This window comes from Nesterenkonia aurantiaca (assembly GCF_004364585.1).
Taxonomy (GTDB): Bacteria; Actinomycetota; Actinomycetes; order Actinomycetales; family Micrococcaceae; genus Nesterenkonia; species Nesterenkonia aurantiaca.
In genome coordinates, this window is the sequence record NZ_SOAN01000011.1 from 1 (window position 1) to 14,274 (window position 14,274).

Genomic DNA, 14,274 nt, shown 5'->3' on the forward strand with positions numbered 1-14,274 from the left:
GTGTTCGTCATGATCTGACCAGTCTTCCCGCCCGAGGACTCGGGCAACAAGACGACTCTCACAACGACTGGATCTAAAAAACGGGGTCAGCCCAGCAGGACCGGCGAGACGATCACCTGCTCGCGAAAGCAAACAAAGTCCAGGAGAAGCGTCAATCGAGACTGGACAACCTCAGATTGGACCGGGATGACGAGTCTCCTTCTTAGGGGCTCCACAGCTGACTAGGAACGACTCACTGCTGACACGGGCCTGAGCAGCCGCCTGTCCTGCCGAGGTGTAGCCGGCGACCGGGACTCCGAAGGCACTCTCGTCGGCAGCTGGGCTGCGGCTCAGCCACCCAGCTGCTCGTAATGCTCCGACAGCGCGGGATAGTAGTCGTCCCAGTCCACCTGCGCCGGATCTTCGCCCGCAAGCATGGCGCCGAGCCGGTCGAGGTAGTACTCCCAGCCGGGTCCGATGCTGCCCAGCGGGTCATCGCCGATCCGCTGGGCGAAGAGCAGGGTGGTGAGGCCGTCCTCGTGGCCCAGCTCGAAGCGCAGGTGCCAGAGCGCCGGTCCGACACCGGTCTGCACGGTGAGGCTGTGCGGCGGGCTGCACTGAAGGATCTCGCACTCCTCCGGCGGAGCGTCCTGGCCCTCGGCGGTCATCGAGAAGGTGACCTTCCCGCTGGCGGGGTCTCCCTCCCAGCGCCCGATCCACTTCACCAGCTGCGCGGAGTCCGTCATCGCCGCCCAGACGGTCTCCAGCGGCTCCGCGAAACGACGCTGAAACGCCAGTTCCCTTCCGTGAGGCCCGACGCCGAGCGTCCCCGTGGCTGCTGGTCCTGTGCTCATCGGTGGGTCACCTTCTCCAGACGGTCCGGCCCTACGCGGTCCGGGTGTGTGGGTATGCCGGCTCCCGGTGTTGGAAGCTCAGGATGTTCGGGTTCTGGATCTCGCCCTGGTTGATCTCGATGGCGCGGGAGATGATCGGACTCTTCGCCCAGGTGGTCGGGCCCTCCATCACAGTGCGCAGGAACGGCAGGAGCGCGGCGCTGACCTCCCAGGTCGCGGAGTTCCAGAGGTAGGAGGGGCTATGGTCCACGGCGTAGTAGTTGATGCCCCGGCCCACCGTGAACATCGGCTCGTCGAACGTGGTGGTCTGCGCCCATTCGACGCCCATCCCCGGGTCGCAGGACACGTCGATGATCAGGCTGCCCCCGGAGAAGCGCTCAAGATCCTTGGTCCGCAGGTAGGTCAGCGGCGCGGTGACGTCTTGAAGCGTGCAGTTGACGACGATGTCGTGGGATGCCAGGAACTCCGGCAGCGGGACATCCCCGGCTGAGGTGAGGACCTCGCTCTCGGGCGTGGTGCCGGATTCGGTCTTGAGCTGGGTGATGTGGGCGGTATGGATCGGGGAACCCACCGCCGTCGCGCCGCGCTGGGTCAGGACCTGGATGTCATGGATTCCCTGTGCCTTGAGTGCGGTCACCGCACCTCGAGCGGTGGCACCGAAGCCGATCACCACCGCGCTGCGCCGGGGCCCGTAGTCCCCGGTCGAGCCGATCAGGCTCAGCGCATGCAGCACGGAGCAGTAGCCGGCCAGCTCGTTGTTCTTGTGGAACACATGCAGGTTGAAGTCACCCCGTGGGGTCCAGTGGTTCATCGCCTCGAAGGCGATCAGCGTCAGCCGATGATCGATCGCGGTCTGCGTCAGCCCGGCGTCCTGGACGCAGTGCGGCCAGCCCCACAGGATGCCGCCAGCAGGAAGCGCCGTCACATCCGCCGCCTGCGGCTTGGGCAGGAGCAGGACGTCGGCCGATTCCATGACCTCGGCGCGTTCAGCGACCCGACCCACGCGGGATTCGACGTAGTCCGGTGCCAGCTGGAAGTCCGAGCCGTAGCCGCGCTCGACCACCATCCGGGCGCGCAGATCCGGGTCGATCTGGTCCAGGTGGTGCGGGTGGATCGGCAAGCGGCGCTCGTTCTCCATCGAAGAGTTCGCAAGCACCCCGAGAGTGAGCAGTCCGCTGCTCGAAGACGGGGTCTCCGGAGTCTCGGCGGAGGCGGCGGAAGCAGAAGTGGTGCTGGACATCGATATTCCCGTCGTGAGGGAACCAAGGGCGGCTCCTGTCCCGACTGTACGCCGATCCTTACATGGCGATCACGAGTTGCTGAGCTCAGTCGCGACCGGGTCGCCGCCGATTCGCCTTGATCTCCGAGCGTTCCCGCTTGCCCGCGAGACGACGTCGGTGCGAACCGCGGGTGCGCCGCGTGGGACGCCGAATGACCGGGGGAGCGATCGCCTCGCGGAGCAGCTCGGAGAGCCGCTCACGTGCCGCGGTGCGATTCCTCCGCTGCGAGCGGTGCTCGGCTGCGCTGATCGTGAGCACCGTGCCGGACAACCGGGAAGCCAGTCGGTCCAGCGCCAGCCGACGCTGGACCTCGGTGAGCGCCGTCGTCGTCCCCAGGTCCAGGCTCAGCTGGACCCGAGAGTCGGTCGTGTTGACTCCCTGGCCACCGGGCCCCGAGGCATGCGAGAACTGCTCCTGGAGCTCACCGGCCGGGATGATCAGGCCATGAGGTGCCCCGGGTCCCGGGGGTACGCGCAGGTTCTCCACGCCTTCCAGTCTGCCGCACACAGCGGCGGGGCATGCGCACCGGCCGGTCCTGGTCCGCTCAGCCCGGTCCTGTTCCGCCCAGCCTCGTGCGAGTCCGCTCCTCCCGGTCCCGGCCCGCTCAGCGCAGCCCTTCGAGCACCCGCAGCGCGCTGCCGGTCCCGTCCTCCTCCGCCATCCTGTGGGCGGCCGCGCGGACCGCCGGGCGGAAGCGCTCGACCCCGGAGAGCGCGGCACTCAGCCGATCCGCGGTCAGGCGCCGCTGCGGGATCGGATCCGGAGCAAGGCCCTTCTCGCGCAGCCGGGCGCCCCAGAACGGCTGATCGGCGATGAAGGGAGCCAGCACCGACACGGCCCCGGCTGCCGTCGCCGCATGGACGGTGCCGATCCCACCGTGGTGCACCGCTGCCGTGGCCGCTGCGAACACCGGGGCGTGAGCCACGGAGTCGGTCACGTGGACGTCAGATCCGTGCAGCTGCGGTGGCACCGCGAGCCCGCCGAGCCCGGTCACCAGCAGCGCGCGGAATCCGGCCTCGCGAATCCCGCCGAGGACTTCTCGGGCCCGCGCTGCAGGGTCCCCGGAGGACATCGATCCGAACCCGGCATAGATGAAGTCGCCGCCGGCGATGAAGTCGGCCGTCTCGGCAGAAAGCGCACCTGCCCGGTCCAGAGTCCAGGAGCCGGTGAGATGCACGGTCTCGGGCCAGTCGGTGGGTCTCTCCAACAGCGCCGCGCTGATCGGCAGCAGCGTGGCCGCAGGCGGGGCGGCCGGACCTGGAGTCCGCCCGAGAAGCCGGGAGACATCGCGCAGATCGCGACGGAACATCGCGCGACCGGCGCCGGCGGCGCGGTAGGTGTGCCGATTGAACCGACCCAGGTCCCGGCTGCTGGTGCCGGCGGCTGGAAACGCGGTCGTCGGGGTCATCACCGGCACGATCTCGACCAGCGCGTGGGGAATCCCGAGGGCGTCGGCGACCAGTCCGGCGGAGAGGATCTTCGGATGAGCCACCAGCACCTCGGGCTCGAAATCCCATGCCGCCCGCGCGGACTCGATGATCACCGCCCGCATCAGCGGCTGCACCGTGGAGCGGTAGGAGCGGATCGCGGCGGCCACCGAGACCCCCTGCTGCTCGATCATCGCGGTGTAGTCCACGCCCATGCTGACCACGTCCAACCCGGAGAGATCCGCACCCGAACGGTCTGGAACCACCAGGCGCACCTGATGGCCGGCACGCACGGCGCGCCTGGCCAGGGCGGCAAACGGTTCGACGTCGCCGCGTGATCCGGCCGTCGCGAGCAGCATCCGCATCTCACTCACCTGCTTTCATCGACGTCCTCATCCACCCCGATCTCCCGATTTAGCCCCGCCGCTCGGTCAGCTCCGCCGCTCGGCCGGGCCCTGCCGGGGCGCCCGCTGCGGGGCGGCGAAGACCGTGGTGACCTCGGGGGCGTAGAGCACCGAGTCTGGAGCGCGTGCGCTGAGGCCGTCGAAGCCCGCGGCGGCCAGCAGCCCGTCCTCGAGGTGGGTCAGCTCGGCGGGCTGCAGCGGCCAGGGTTCGTGGCTGTTGCGGCAGTAGAGGGTGCGCCCCAGGTGCCGTTCGTGGAAGCCCCAGCGGGAGGTCAGGAAGCTGGCCACCGGGTCCTGCGCCAGGTCCGTGTCTGCTCCGGACTGGGGCCCTGGGCGCACGCGCAGTGTGGAGGCGGCCGCGTGCTGGCCGTGTCGGCGAGTGGTGTACTCCACCTCGCCCTGGTGCTGCCGGATCTTCATCGACGCCCACTGATACCGCAGCCCGAACGCGGCCCGCGCGACCAGCACCGGGATCAGGTGAGAGGCCTCCAGGCTGCGGAAGACCACCCCGCGGCGACCATGCTCGTCGATGGAGTAGAGCCGGACGTTGACCTCCGGGAAGTCACCGAGCCACGGAATGGCGGGTCCGCCCAGGAAGGAGCTCTTGGACATCTGAAACCCGATCAGCCCCACCCAGGAGCTGCCATCTAACACGTCTGGGGAACAGCCGGGCGGCATATAGGGTTCGACGACGCCGGGGTCGACCCGCCAATGCACGAAGGACACCTCACTCCACCGCTGCCGCAGGATGGCGGCGCCGCCCAGCGGCGGGGCCTCGGGGGAGAGTGCGTTGAAAGCCATCAGGGAACCTCGTCATCAGCGCAGGGAGGTCGATGCTCCTGGGAGCACCGGCGGTTCAAGAGCATCTTATCCAGCGCAGATCACCGCCGGGCCCGAAGTCGCACACGCTGGACTCTGACGGCGTAGATTTGCTCATCAGTGCAAGAGCGCAATCCTCCGACTTCATGAGACAGGTGGCGATGGCTGCAGAACATGACGGGCCGGTGACCGTCTCGGTGGTCATCCCGGTCAAGGACGACAGCGCGGAACTCACCGTCTGCCTCGCGGCACTTGCGGCGCAGACCCGGACCGCCGAGGAGATCATCGTGGTCGACAACGCCTCCACCGATGACTCCGCCGCCGCCGCGAGAGCCGCCGGCGCCACCGTGGTGAGCTGCCGGCAGCCCGGCATCCCTGCGGCGAGCGCCACCGGCTACGACGCCGCCACTGGGGACCTGATTCTGCGGCTCGACGCGGACTGCGTGCCGGGACCTCGATGGATCCAGGACGTGATCGCAGCCTTCGAGGAGCAGCCCGAGGTCGCGGCGCTGACCGGACCGGCCGTGTTCATCGACGGACCGGTGCCGCTGCGACGTCCCCTGGTGCGCGCCTACCTCTTCGCCTATATGAACTTCTCCATCCCTGCGCTGGGACACCGTCCGCTCTTCGGGTCCAACCTGGCCATGCGCCGCGAAGCCTGGGAACAGGTGCGACTCGAGGTGCACCGCGACGACCCCGAGATCCACGACGATCTGGACCTGTCCTTCCACCTCGGGGAGCATCACCAGCTCGGGCAGATGGGCGGCGAGCCGATGGGCATCTCGATGCGCCCGTTCAATGACGCCAAAGCCTTCCGACGCCGGATCAAGCGCGGATTCCGCTCCGTGACGGTGCACTGGCCCCAGGAGTTCCCACCCTTCCGATGGCGCCGAGCCTCGCTGCGACGCCGCGGTCAGTCCACCGAACCGGCAGGTGAGCGCCCATGATGACCCCAGACCGGCCCGCGGAGACCCGCTCCGTGGGGCCCGATCCGTCCACCGCTGCCCCCTCCTCCGCCGATCCCTCGACCGCCGATCCCTCCACTGCTGCGGGCGCCGCGCTGATCGGACCCGTCCCAGCCCCCGGGCTCCACGTGATGAGCTGGAACATCCGGCGTCGGACCTTCGCGCTGACTCCGCGCCGGTCAGATCGCTGGCAGCGTCGCGCCCCCGGGCTGCGCAGCCTCTTGCAGGCCGAACGCCCGACGCTCCTCGGCGTCCAGGAGGCCCTGCCGGATCAGGCCAGATTCGTCGCGGAGGCACTGGGTGGCGCCTATGAGCATGTTGGGCACGGACGAGGCCGGCATGCCACGGGTGAGGCCTCGCCGATCTACTACGACGCAGACCGCCTCGAACTGCTCGACTGGGAACAGCGCGCGCTCTCGGACACCCCGCACCACCTCGGCTCCCGATCCTGGGGCAACCTCATCCCGCGAAGCCTGGTCGCAGCGACCTTCCGCGACCGGATGACCACCAGGACCTTCCGGACGCTGAACACCCACCTGGACCACCTCTCCCACCGCTCTCGGCTGCGTGCCGCCCAGAGCATCCGAGACCTGGTGACCGCCAGCCCGCTGCCGGCGGTCTTCCTGGCCGACCTGAACGCTCGGCCAGGCAGCGCCCCCGTGAAGCGGCTGCTGCAGGACGGTGGCCTTGCTGACACCTGGGCGGCCGCCGCGCAGAGGGACAGCCAGGAATGGGGGACCTTCGCCGACTACCGGACCCCGCGCGTGGGCCGGCCCCGGATCGACTGGATCATGGCCTCACCCGAGGTGGACGTGGCCCGCGCCGCGATCAATCCCGCGCGGCACCGCGGCGGATGGCCCTCGGATCACCTGCCTGTCCAGGCCGTGCTGCACCTTCCGCAGGAGGGCGAGGCCGGGTGATCGAAAACTTCCTGCGTCCTCCGCGGAGCCCCACCGAGTTCGCCGCAGATAGTCTCCGCGGCCTCGGCGTCCTGGGCGTGGTGCTGGCCGCGATGTTCTTCGAGCCCACCGACGCCGGCATCCTCGCCTTCGCCCTGCCAGGACTCTTCGCGCCACGTTTCCTGGCCTTCCCGGCGGCAGCAGACCTCGTCGTCTCGGCGACCCTTCTGGTCGCGGCCTGGAGCAACGTCTTCGATCTCTACACGCTGATCCCGAACTGGGACCTGATGGTGCACTTCTTCTGCACCGCCGTGCTGGCCGCCGGGCTCTATATCGTGCTGCTGCGCTCGCAGATGGTGGCTGACCCGCGCGCGAGCCCGCTCGCCGCCACGGTCGGTGTCCTGCTGGCCACCACGCTCGGCCTGGCGCTGAGTGCGGTGTGGGAGATGGTGGAGTGGCTCGGCTTCACCTTCATCACCCCAGACATCTCCGTGACCTACACCGACACCATCGGGGATATGGCCGCCGGTGGGATCGGATCGGTGGTGGCCGGCGTCGTCGTGGTGCTGCACCTGCGCTCCGACCAGACCCGCCGCCGGTCCGTGTCAGACGCTCCGCCTAGACTGACCTCCAGGCCACAGGATGGAGACTCATGGACACCGACGTCATAGTCATCGGCGCAGGACTCGCCGGACTGCAGTGCGCCCGTCGGCTGCAGCGCAACGGACAGAGAGTGACCGTGCTCGAAGCCTCAGACGCCGTGGGCGGACGAGTGCGCACCGACCTGATCGACGGCTTCCGCTGCGACCGAGGATTTCAGGTGCTGAACCCGGCCTACCCGGCGGTGCGGGACTGGATCGACGTCGACGCGCTCGGCCTGCAGCAGTTCGGCGTCGGGGCGGTGATCCGGACCGCTACGAAGACCACCACGCTGGCGCACCCGCTGCGGCACCCGCAGCACGCCCTGGCCACCCTGGGCAGCCGGCACACCCCGGTCTCGGATCTGCTGGCCTTCGCCCGCTGGCTCGCCCCGACCCTGCGACAGCCTGCCACCGGTCCGCGTCCGGCGCAGGACGCCACCCTGCACGAGTCTTTCGAGGCCGCCGGGCTCACCGGAGCGCTGCGCCGGGACGTGCTCGACACGTTTCTGGCCGGGGTCCTGGCCGACAGCACCGGGCAGAGCTCGGCGAACTACGTCCGCCTGCTGGTCCGCTGGTTTGCCCTCGGCGCCCCCGGTCTGCCGCGCGAGGGCATGCAGGCGCTTCCCGAACAGCTGGCCAGCTGGCTGCTGGAGCCGGTGCGGCTGAACACGCCGGCCCGGGATCTGCAGCACACCGCCGACGGGGTCCAGGTCAGCACCGAGGCCGGGACGCTGCGGGCACGCGCCGCCGTCCTCGCCGTCGGACCCCAGGACCTCTCCGAGCTCACCGATCAGCCGGCCCTGCCCACCCACGGCCTGACCACCTGGTGGTTCCGAGCCCCGGAGCTTCCCCAGGCCGGACCGTTCCTGATGCTCGACGCCTCCCGGCGCGGCGGAGGCCCCGCCGGCCCGATCTGGAACACCGCGGTGATCTCCCAGGCCGCCCCCTCCTACGCTCCGGAGGGTCAGCACCTGATCCAGGCCACGACCTTGCTCGACCGGCCCGACGGGCTCGCCGAGGAGGCCACGGTGCGCCGGGACCTGGAACGGCTGTACCAGAGCTCCACCGCGGACTGGGAGCTGCTGACCCATCACATCGTCGAGCACACGCTCCCGGTGCAACACCCGCCGCTTCGCGAGGCCAGCCCGCAGCGCGTGGGCGAGCGGGCGCTCATCGCCGGGGACCACCGAGACCACGGCTCGATCCAGGGCGCGCTGACCTCCGGGGATCAGGCCGGGCAGTCGGTGACCCGCCTGCTCGCCGGCTGAGCCCATGACGAGCTCCCCGGCCCTGCGACTGGTGCTGCCGTATCAGCTCTTCGAGGAACACCTCGACGCCGACCCTGACACGGTGTTCGTGCTGATCGAACATGACCTGATGTTCCGGCAGTACGCCTTTCACGCTCAGAAGCTGGTGCTGCACCGCGCCTCGATGGACCGGTTCGCGCGGCGGCTGCGAGCCCGCGGCCATCAGGTGAAGGTGCTGCGCAGCCATGCCGAGCGCAGCTCCCACACGCAGCTGGTGGAACTGATCCAGGAGCTGGCCCCGGAACAGGCGAGCGTCTATGACCTGGTCGATGACTGGCTGGAACAGGATCTGCGCGCCGCCCTGGAGGAGGGCGGCTGCTGGCTGCGCAGCCAGGACGTGCTGGAGACCCCGAACTTCCTGACCAGCCGCACGCAGGTCGATGACTGGTTCGCCGCGCACCCCGCCCGGATGCATGACTTCTACGTCTGGCAGCGCCGCCGGTTCAAGCTGCTGCTCGACGCCGAGGGAGAACCGGTCGGCGGGAAGTGGTCCTTCGACGCGGAGAACCGCAAGAAGCTCCCGCGCGGGTACACCCCACCCCGCGTGGGGCGCTTCGCGGGCCACCCGATCCTGCAGCCTGAGTCGATGTTTGATCTGGACGCGCTGACCGGTGAGGACGGTGCACCCCAGGACAGCCCGGTCGAGGAGGGCGGAGGTGACGTCGAGCGCGCCATCGCCTGGGTGCGTGAGGAGTTTCCCGATGCCCCGGGAGATCCGGGACTGTTCGCCTGGCCCACCAGCGCGCAGGAGGCACGAGAGCACCTGCGCGAGTTCGTCCAGCAGCGGCTGAACGACTTCGGCCCCTACGAGGATGCGATCTCCGCCGAGCACCCGTTCATCGCCCACGGACTGCTGACTCCGGCGCTGAACATCGGACTGCTGGATCCCCGCGAGGTGGTGGATGCGGTGTTGGAGGTCGCCGATGAGTCCACGCCGCTGGCCTCTGTGGAGGGATTCATCCGGCAGGTCATCGGCTGGCGGGAGTACATGCGCGCGACCTACCGCACCCGGGGCCGGCAGCTGCGCAGCGCCAATCGGCTCGAGCACCGCAACGCGCTGGGGGCGGGCTGGTGGGACGCGTCCACCGGCCTGGCCCCGGTGGACCTGGTGATCTCCCGCGTGCTTGCCACCGGATATGCCCATCACATTGAACGCCTGATGGTGCTGGGCAACGCGATGTCGCTGCTGCGGATCCACCCGGACGCGGTCTACGAGTGGTTCATGGAGCTCTTCATCGACGCCTACGACTGGGTGATGGTCCCCAATGTCTACGCGATGAGTCAGTTCGCGGCAGGGGAGGCGATCACCACCAAGCCCTACGTCTCGGGCAGCAACTACCTGCGCAAGATGTCCGATCTCCCGCCGGGGGACTGGGCCGATGCCTGGGACGGTCTCTATTGGACGTTCATCCGGGATCATCGCGAGGTCTTCGAGGCCAACCCGCGCGCCCGGATGGTGGTCTCGCTGTTGGAGAAGATGGACCAGGAGAAGCGACGGGCGCATCACGATCAGGCGCAGCGGCTGCTGGAGCCAGGGCCGGAGAGCCGGCTGCTGGTGACACCGGGGTGACCCCGGGTCAGCTGCGGTTCGGGGAGGCCTCAGCGGGCGGTGTTGTGTCTTCCTGCTCCAGGGCGGTGCTCCAGCTGCCGTAGGTGTTGCGGATGCTGGCGCCCGAGGGCAGGTCGGTGCGTCCTTGCTGCCGCTGGAGCTTCCGCCAGTCCACGTAGCTCTGGTAGCTGGTGGTGAAACCCGCACCGGCGCCCTGAGCCGTGAAGTCGCGCAGCGCCGTCCGGAACTGCTCGTGGGAGAACCTCGCCGTCCCGAACCCGGAGGGTCTGGCTCGGCTCGAGGCCGCCAGGCCCACGTTCTGCAGTGCGGCACTCCAGGAGCCGGACGCGCGCTTGAGGATGGTGCTGGTGCCGACGGGCCAGACATTTCTTCCCCGGCCCGGTGCCGCTGTCTGGGCGGTGAGGAACTGGCTGCGCAGCTCTTGGTACCTCTGTGCAGACAGGCTCAGCGACGGGTCGCGGGTCACCGCATCGCGACCGGCGCGCACAGCTTCGAGCGCCTGGGAGATGCTCCCGGATGCGCCCTGGTCCTGAAGCATCTGGGTGACCGTCTCCCGGAGCTCCTCGGTGAGCTCGGGGGACTCGGGGTCAGGGCTCCGCCCGACCCCGATGGCGAAGAACAGGCTGGCGATGATGGCGTTCTCGCTCACCGGTGGTGCAGCCATGCGGGTCACCCTCCCTTCTTTGCAGTTCTGCCGACGCCGAAGGCAGCGGGCTTCGGCGTTTCGGCCCTGCGCGGAGTCTATAGGCTGTCCCGATGGTCGAATTGGACGCGCTGAGCTGGGTGCTGCTTGGGGCTGGGGCGCTGGTGGTGGGGCTCTCCAAGACGGCGCTGCCCGGCGGTGGCACGCTCGCCGTCGTCCTGTTCGCCATGGCCCTGCCGGCGCGTGAGTCCACCGCCGCGCTGCTGGTGCTGCTGATCGTCGGAGACCTCTTCGCGATCTCGATGTACCGCAAGACCGTGGACTGGGTGCTCCTGCGCAGGTTGATCTCACCGGTGCTGCTCGGCGTGGCCGTGGGCACGGTGTTCCTCGGTGTCGCCTCCGACGCCGCGGTGCGTCGAGTGATCGGCGCGATCCTGCTGGGACTGCTGGTCTTCACGCTGCTCCGACGACTCCGGGATAAGCCGAAACAGGGTGGGCGCGGGGAACAGTGGGGGCGTCGGGGGCAGCGGGAACAGGCGAGGAGCCACCGCGGCGGGTCCCGCGCGGCGGGCTTCGGCTACGGCTGGCTCGGCGGCTTCACCACCATGGTGGCCAACGCCGGAGGACCGGTGATGAGCATGTATCTGCTGGCGAAGCGTCTGGACGTCAAGACCTTCCTGGGCACCGCCGCCTTCTTCTTCTTCGCGGTGAACCTGGTGAAGGTCCCGTTCCAGATCGGGCTCGGGCTGTTGAACACCCAGATCCTCAGCGTGGTCCTGGTGCTGGTGCCCCTGGTCGTGGTCGCCGCGTTCCTCGGCCGCTGGATCGCGGGACGGATCTCCCAGACGGTGTTCGAACGTCTGGTCCTGGGGCTCACCGCCGTCGGCGCTGTGAACCTGCTGCTCTGACCTGGGGCGATTCTGTGGGGCTGAACAGGCCCTGGAAGGTTGTGTTTGTCGACGATCTGGGCTCCCGGTAGGTTGCGGGAATGCATCTTTCCCGTCGCACTATGATCACCGCCGCCGCCACCGGCGCTGCGGCCGCAGGTGTCACCCTCGTCTCCGCGCTGCCCGCCTCGGCGTCTCCGCGTCGGTTCCGCACCCGACCAAGTCCGCGCATGCGGCGTCGGCCCACCGAGTATGACCGGACGCGCAAGCAGCAGAATCCCGCGAACAACCTCGGCTGCCCGCTGGGGAGGGGATTCTGATCGCCGTCCCCCCGATGATCGGAGCCCGGAAGGTTCTGGGCCACTCCGACCTCGCCGTCTCGGGTCTGTGCCTGGGCACCAACACGTTCGGCTGGACCAGCGATCGGGAGACCTCGTTCGCGGTGCTCGACGCCTACGTCGCCGCCGGCGGCAATTTCCTCGACACCGCGGACAGCTACTCGGCCTGGGTCGAGGGCAATCGCGGCGGCGAATCCGAGACGATCCTCGGTGAATGGCTTGCCACGCGCGGCCAACGGGACGACGTCGTCCTCGCGACCAAGGTCAGCGAGCACCCGGAGTTCAAGGGGCTGGCCCCGAAGACCGTGGCCGCCGCCGCCGAGGCCTCGCTGCGACGCCTTGGGACCGATCACATAGACCTCTATTACGCGCACTTCGACGACGAGCAGACTCCGCTGGAGGAGACCGTCGGCGCCTTCGAGGAGCTGCGCGCCGCAGGCAAGATCCGCGCCGTGGGGCTCTCGAACTACACGCCTGAGCGGATCGGTGCCTGGTTTGAGATCGCTCGGCGCACCGGGGCGAGCCTGCCGGTGGCGCTGCAGCCGCACTATAACCTTGTGCACCGCCGTGATTTCGAGGCCGGCAGGCGCGCCGTGGCGCAGCAGGAAGGCCTTGCCGTGATGCCGTACTTCGCCCTGGCTTCAGGCTTCCTGGCGGGGAAGTATCGCCGCCGGGAGGATCTCGACGGGGCGGCTCGAGCCGGAATGGCCGGGAAGTACCTCTCGGAGTCCGGCGTACGGGTCCTGGACACCCTGGATGAGATCGCCCAGCGGCTCGAGGTCGAGATGTCCACCGTGGCGCTGGCCTGGCTGCGGACCCGCCCGCAGGTCCTGGCCCCGATCGCGAGTGCCCGCACCCCGGGACAGCTGCCGGCTCTGCTCGCCGGAGCTCAGCTTGAACTGTCCGCGCAGGACGCGGACGCGCTCACCGCCGTTTCACACGATATGGAGAACTGACCCGTGACGCAGAACGTGATCTGGAAGACCTCCCCGAACCGCACCGTGGGCCGGGGCGGCGTGGCGGTGGACCGCATCGTCATCCACTACATCGTGGGCAACCTGGCGGCCTGCGACGCGACCTTCCTGAACCCAGACTCGCAGGTCAGCGCGCACTACGGGATCGGCGAAGGGCGGATCCATCAGTATGTGAGCGTGCACAACACCGCCTGGCACTCCGGGAACTTCGGCTTCAACCAGCGCAGCATCGGCATCGAGCACTCCGCGACCCCCGAGCGGCCGCCGACGACGCAGACGCTGAACATGTCCATCGCCCGCTGCCTGACGCTGTGCCGCCAGTTCAACCTGAACCCGCTCACCGCCATCGTCCCGCACGATTCAGTGGTCCCCACTGCCTGCCCGGGCACCGTGGACTGGGAGTACATCCGGGACCGCACCGCCGCCCAGATGTGACCGACGCCGGGCGTTCAGCCGGTGAAGGTGTCCGGGTGACCGCCTCGGCGGCCGTCTTCGCCCTGGTCCAAGGTGGCGATGGCGGCCATACCCTGCTCGCTGAGGACGAAGCCGTAGATATCCCGGTTCGACGCGATCCGCTCCGGGCTGCTGCTCTTCGGGATCGCGACCACGCCGCGCTGCAGGTGCCAGCGCAGCATCACCTGCGCCGGGGTGACCCCGAGGCGCTGCGCGATCTCGGTGAGCACCGGATCGGCGAACTGATCCGTGCGGGCCAGCGGGCTCCAAGCCTGCACCACGATCCCGCGCTCCTGGCAGAACCGACGGATCTCCTCGTTGGGGAAGTAGGGGTGCATCTCGATCTGGTTCACCGCCGGTGTGACACCGGTGGCCTCGATCAGACGCTCCAGCTGAGCCGGCTGGAAGTTCGAGACTCCGACGGCGCGGGCCCGTCCGTCCTCGAGAAGCTCCAGCATGGCCGACCAGGTGTCCGCATAGTCGATGTCCAGCATCGGCATCGGCCAGTGCATCAGGAACAGGTCCACATACTCGAAGCCCAGGGTCTCCAGTGACTCAGCGAAGGTCTCGCGGACGGCCTCGGGGTCATGGTTGCCGTTGTTCAGCTTCGTGGTGACGAAGACCTCCGCGCGTTCGACCCCGGAGCGCCTGACCGCCTCGCCGACCTCGGCCTCATTGCCGTACATCTGCGCGGTGTCGAGCAGCCGGTAACCAGCATGCAGCGCGGCCACCATCCCGTCCGGGGTGGCCTTGCCGGTGCCGAAACCGATCTCCGGCATCTGGATTCCTGAGTTGAGCGTGATCATGCCCAGAGCCTACGCGTGCCGACGAGGC

Annotated in this window: 16 protein-coding genes; 9 read left to right on the forward strand and 7 right to left on the reverse strand. The window is 69.0% G+C overall.

Annotation, left to right across the window (positions count from 1 at the left end; genetic code table 11):
- Nucleotides 1–329: 329 nt before the first annotated feature.
- From EV640_RS12210 to EV640_RS12230, 5 genes are all read right to left on the reverse strand, one after another.
- Entirely contained in the window at nucleotides 330–833 is a 504-nt protein-coding gene (locus EV640_RS12210; RefSeq protein ID WP_133726554.1) for an SRPBCC family protein, read from the reverse strand.
- A gap of 31 nt (nucleotides 834–864) precedes the next feature.
- Nucleotides 865–2,073, reverse strand: coding sequence for a N(5)-(carboxyethyl)ornithine synthase (locus EV640_RS12215; protein ID WP_133726555.1), 1,209 nt, complete (start codon nucleotides 2,071–2,073; stop codon nucleotides 865–867).
- An 85-nt stretch (nucleotides 2,074–2,158) separates the two neighbouring features.
- Complete coding sequence (gene arfB / locus EV640_RS12220) at nucleotides 2,159–2,599, reverse strand: alternative ribosome rescue aminoacyl-tRNA hydrolase ArfB (protein WP_036477152.1); 441 nt, start codon at nucleotides 2,597–2,599, stop codon at nucleotides 2,159–2,161.
- A gap of 118 nt (nucleotides 2,600–2,717) precedes the next feature.
- Complete coding sequence (locus tag EV640_RS12225; protein WP_243832321.1) at nucleotides 2,718–3,905, reverse strand: glycosyltransferase; 1,188 nt, start codon at nucleotides 3,903–3,905, stop codon at nucleotides 2,718–2,720.
- Nucleotides 3,906–3,971: 66 nt separating this feature from the next.
- Nucleotides 3,972–4,745 (reverse strand): YqjF family protein, encoded by a 774-nt coding sequence (locus EV640_RS12230; RefSeq protein ID WP_133726556.1) that lies wholly within the window; start codon nucleotides 4,743–4,745, stop codon nucleotides 3,972–3,974.
- Between the two features lie 179 nt (nucleotides 4,746–4,924).
- On the opposite strand from EV640_RS12230, the gene EV640_RS12235 reads away from it, so the two are divergent.
- The 5 genes from EV640_RS12235 to EV640_RS12255 are packed head-to-tail and all read left to right on the forward strand — an operon-like array spanning nucleotide 4,925 to nucleotide 10,145.
- Nucleotides 4,925–5,710, forward strand: a complete 786-nt coding sequence (locus EV640_RS12235; RefSeq protein ID WP_133726557.1) for a glycosyltransferase family A protein — start codon at nucleotides 4,925–4,927, stop codon at nucleotides 5,708–5,710.
- Entirely contained in the window at nucleotides 5,707–6,648 is a 942-nt protein-coding gene (locus EV640_RS12240; RefSeq protein ID WP_243832315.1) for an endonuclease/exonuclease/phosphatase family protein, read from the forward strand. Before EV640_RS12235 ends, EV640_RS12240 begins: the two co-directional genes overlap by 4 nt.
- A complete protein-coding gene (locus tag EV640_RS12245; RefSeq protein ID WP_133726558.1) occupies nucleotides 6,645–7,298 on the forward strand; it encodes a DUF2238 domain-containing protein in 654 nt (217 codons plus the stop codon). The genes EV640_RS12240 and EV640_RS12245 overlap by 4 nt, the downstream gene beginning before the upstream one ends.
- Nucleotides 7,280–8,536, forward strand: coding sequence for a flavin monoamine oxidase family protein (locus EV640_RS12250; protein ID WP_133726559.1), 1,257 nt, complete (start codon nucleotides 7,280–7,282; stop codon nucleotides 8,534–8,536). Before EV640_RS12245 ends, EV640_RS12250 begins: the two co-directional genes overlap by 19 nt.
- Before the next feature lie 4 nt (nucleotides 8,537–8,540).
- Complete coding sequence (locus tag EV640_RS12255; protein WP_133726560.1) at nucleotides 8,541–10,145, forward strand: cryptochrome/photolyase family protein; 1,605 nt, start codon at nucleotides 8,541–8,543, stop codon at nucleotides 10,143–10,145.
- A 7-nt stretch (nucleotides 10,146–10,152) separates the two neighbouring features.
- Here EV640_RS12255 and EV640_RS12260 read toward each other — a convergent pair whose 3' ends face one another.
- Nucleotides 10,153–10,809, reverse strand: a complete 657-nt coding sequence (locus tag EV640_RS12260) for a hypothetical protein (protein ID WP_133726561.1) — start codon at nucleotides 10,807–10,809, stop codon at nucleotides 10,153–10,155.
- Between the two features lie 92 nt (nucleotides 10,810–10,901).
- Between EV640_RS12260 and EV640_RS12265 the strand changes: the two genes are divergently transcribed.
- The 4 genes from EV640_RS12265 to EV640_RS12280 all read left to right on the forward strand — a co-directional run bounded on the left by EV640_RS12265 (nucleotide 10,902) and on the right by EV640_RS12280 (nucleotide 13,422).
- Nucleotides 10,902–11,696 (forward strand): sulfite exporter TauE/SafE family protein, encoded by a 795-nt coding sequence (locus EV640_RS12265; protein WP_133726562.1) that lies wholly within the window; start codon nucleotides 10,902–10,904, stop codon nucleotides 11,694–11,696.
- Nucleotides 11,697–11,797: 101 nt separating this feature from the next.
- Complete coding sequence (locus EV640_RS12270) at nucleotides 11,798–11,995, forward strand: hypothetical protein (protein ID WP_036477137.1); 198 nt, start codon at nucleotides 11,798–11,800, stop codon at nucleotides 11,993–11,995.
- Nucleotides 11,996–12,009: 14 nt separating this feature from the next.
- Entirely contained in the window at nucleotides 12,010–12,969 is a 960-nt protein-coding gene (locus EV640_RS12275; RefSeq protein WP_133726564.1) for an aldo/keto reductase, read from the forward strand.
- Between the two features lie 3 nt (nucleotides 12,970–12,972).
- A complete protein-coding gene (locus tag EV640_RS12280) occupies nucleotides 12,973–13,422 on the forward strand; it encodes an N-acetylmuramoyl-L-alanine amidase (RefSeq protein WP_133726565.1) in 450 nt (149 codons plus the stop codon).
- A gap of 14 nt (nucleotides 13,423–13,436) precedes the next feature.
- Here the strand turns inward: EV640_RS12280 and EV640_RS12285 are convergent, their stop codons facing one another.
- On the reverse strand, nucleotides 13,437–14,246 hold the full coding sequence (locus EV640_RS12285) for an aldo/keto reductase (RefSeq protein WP_208292206.1): 810 nt from the start codon (nucleotides 14,244–14,246) through the stop codon (nucleotides 13,437–13,439).
- Between the last annotated feature and the right edge of the window lie 28 nt (nucleotides 14,247–14,274).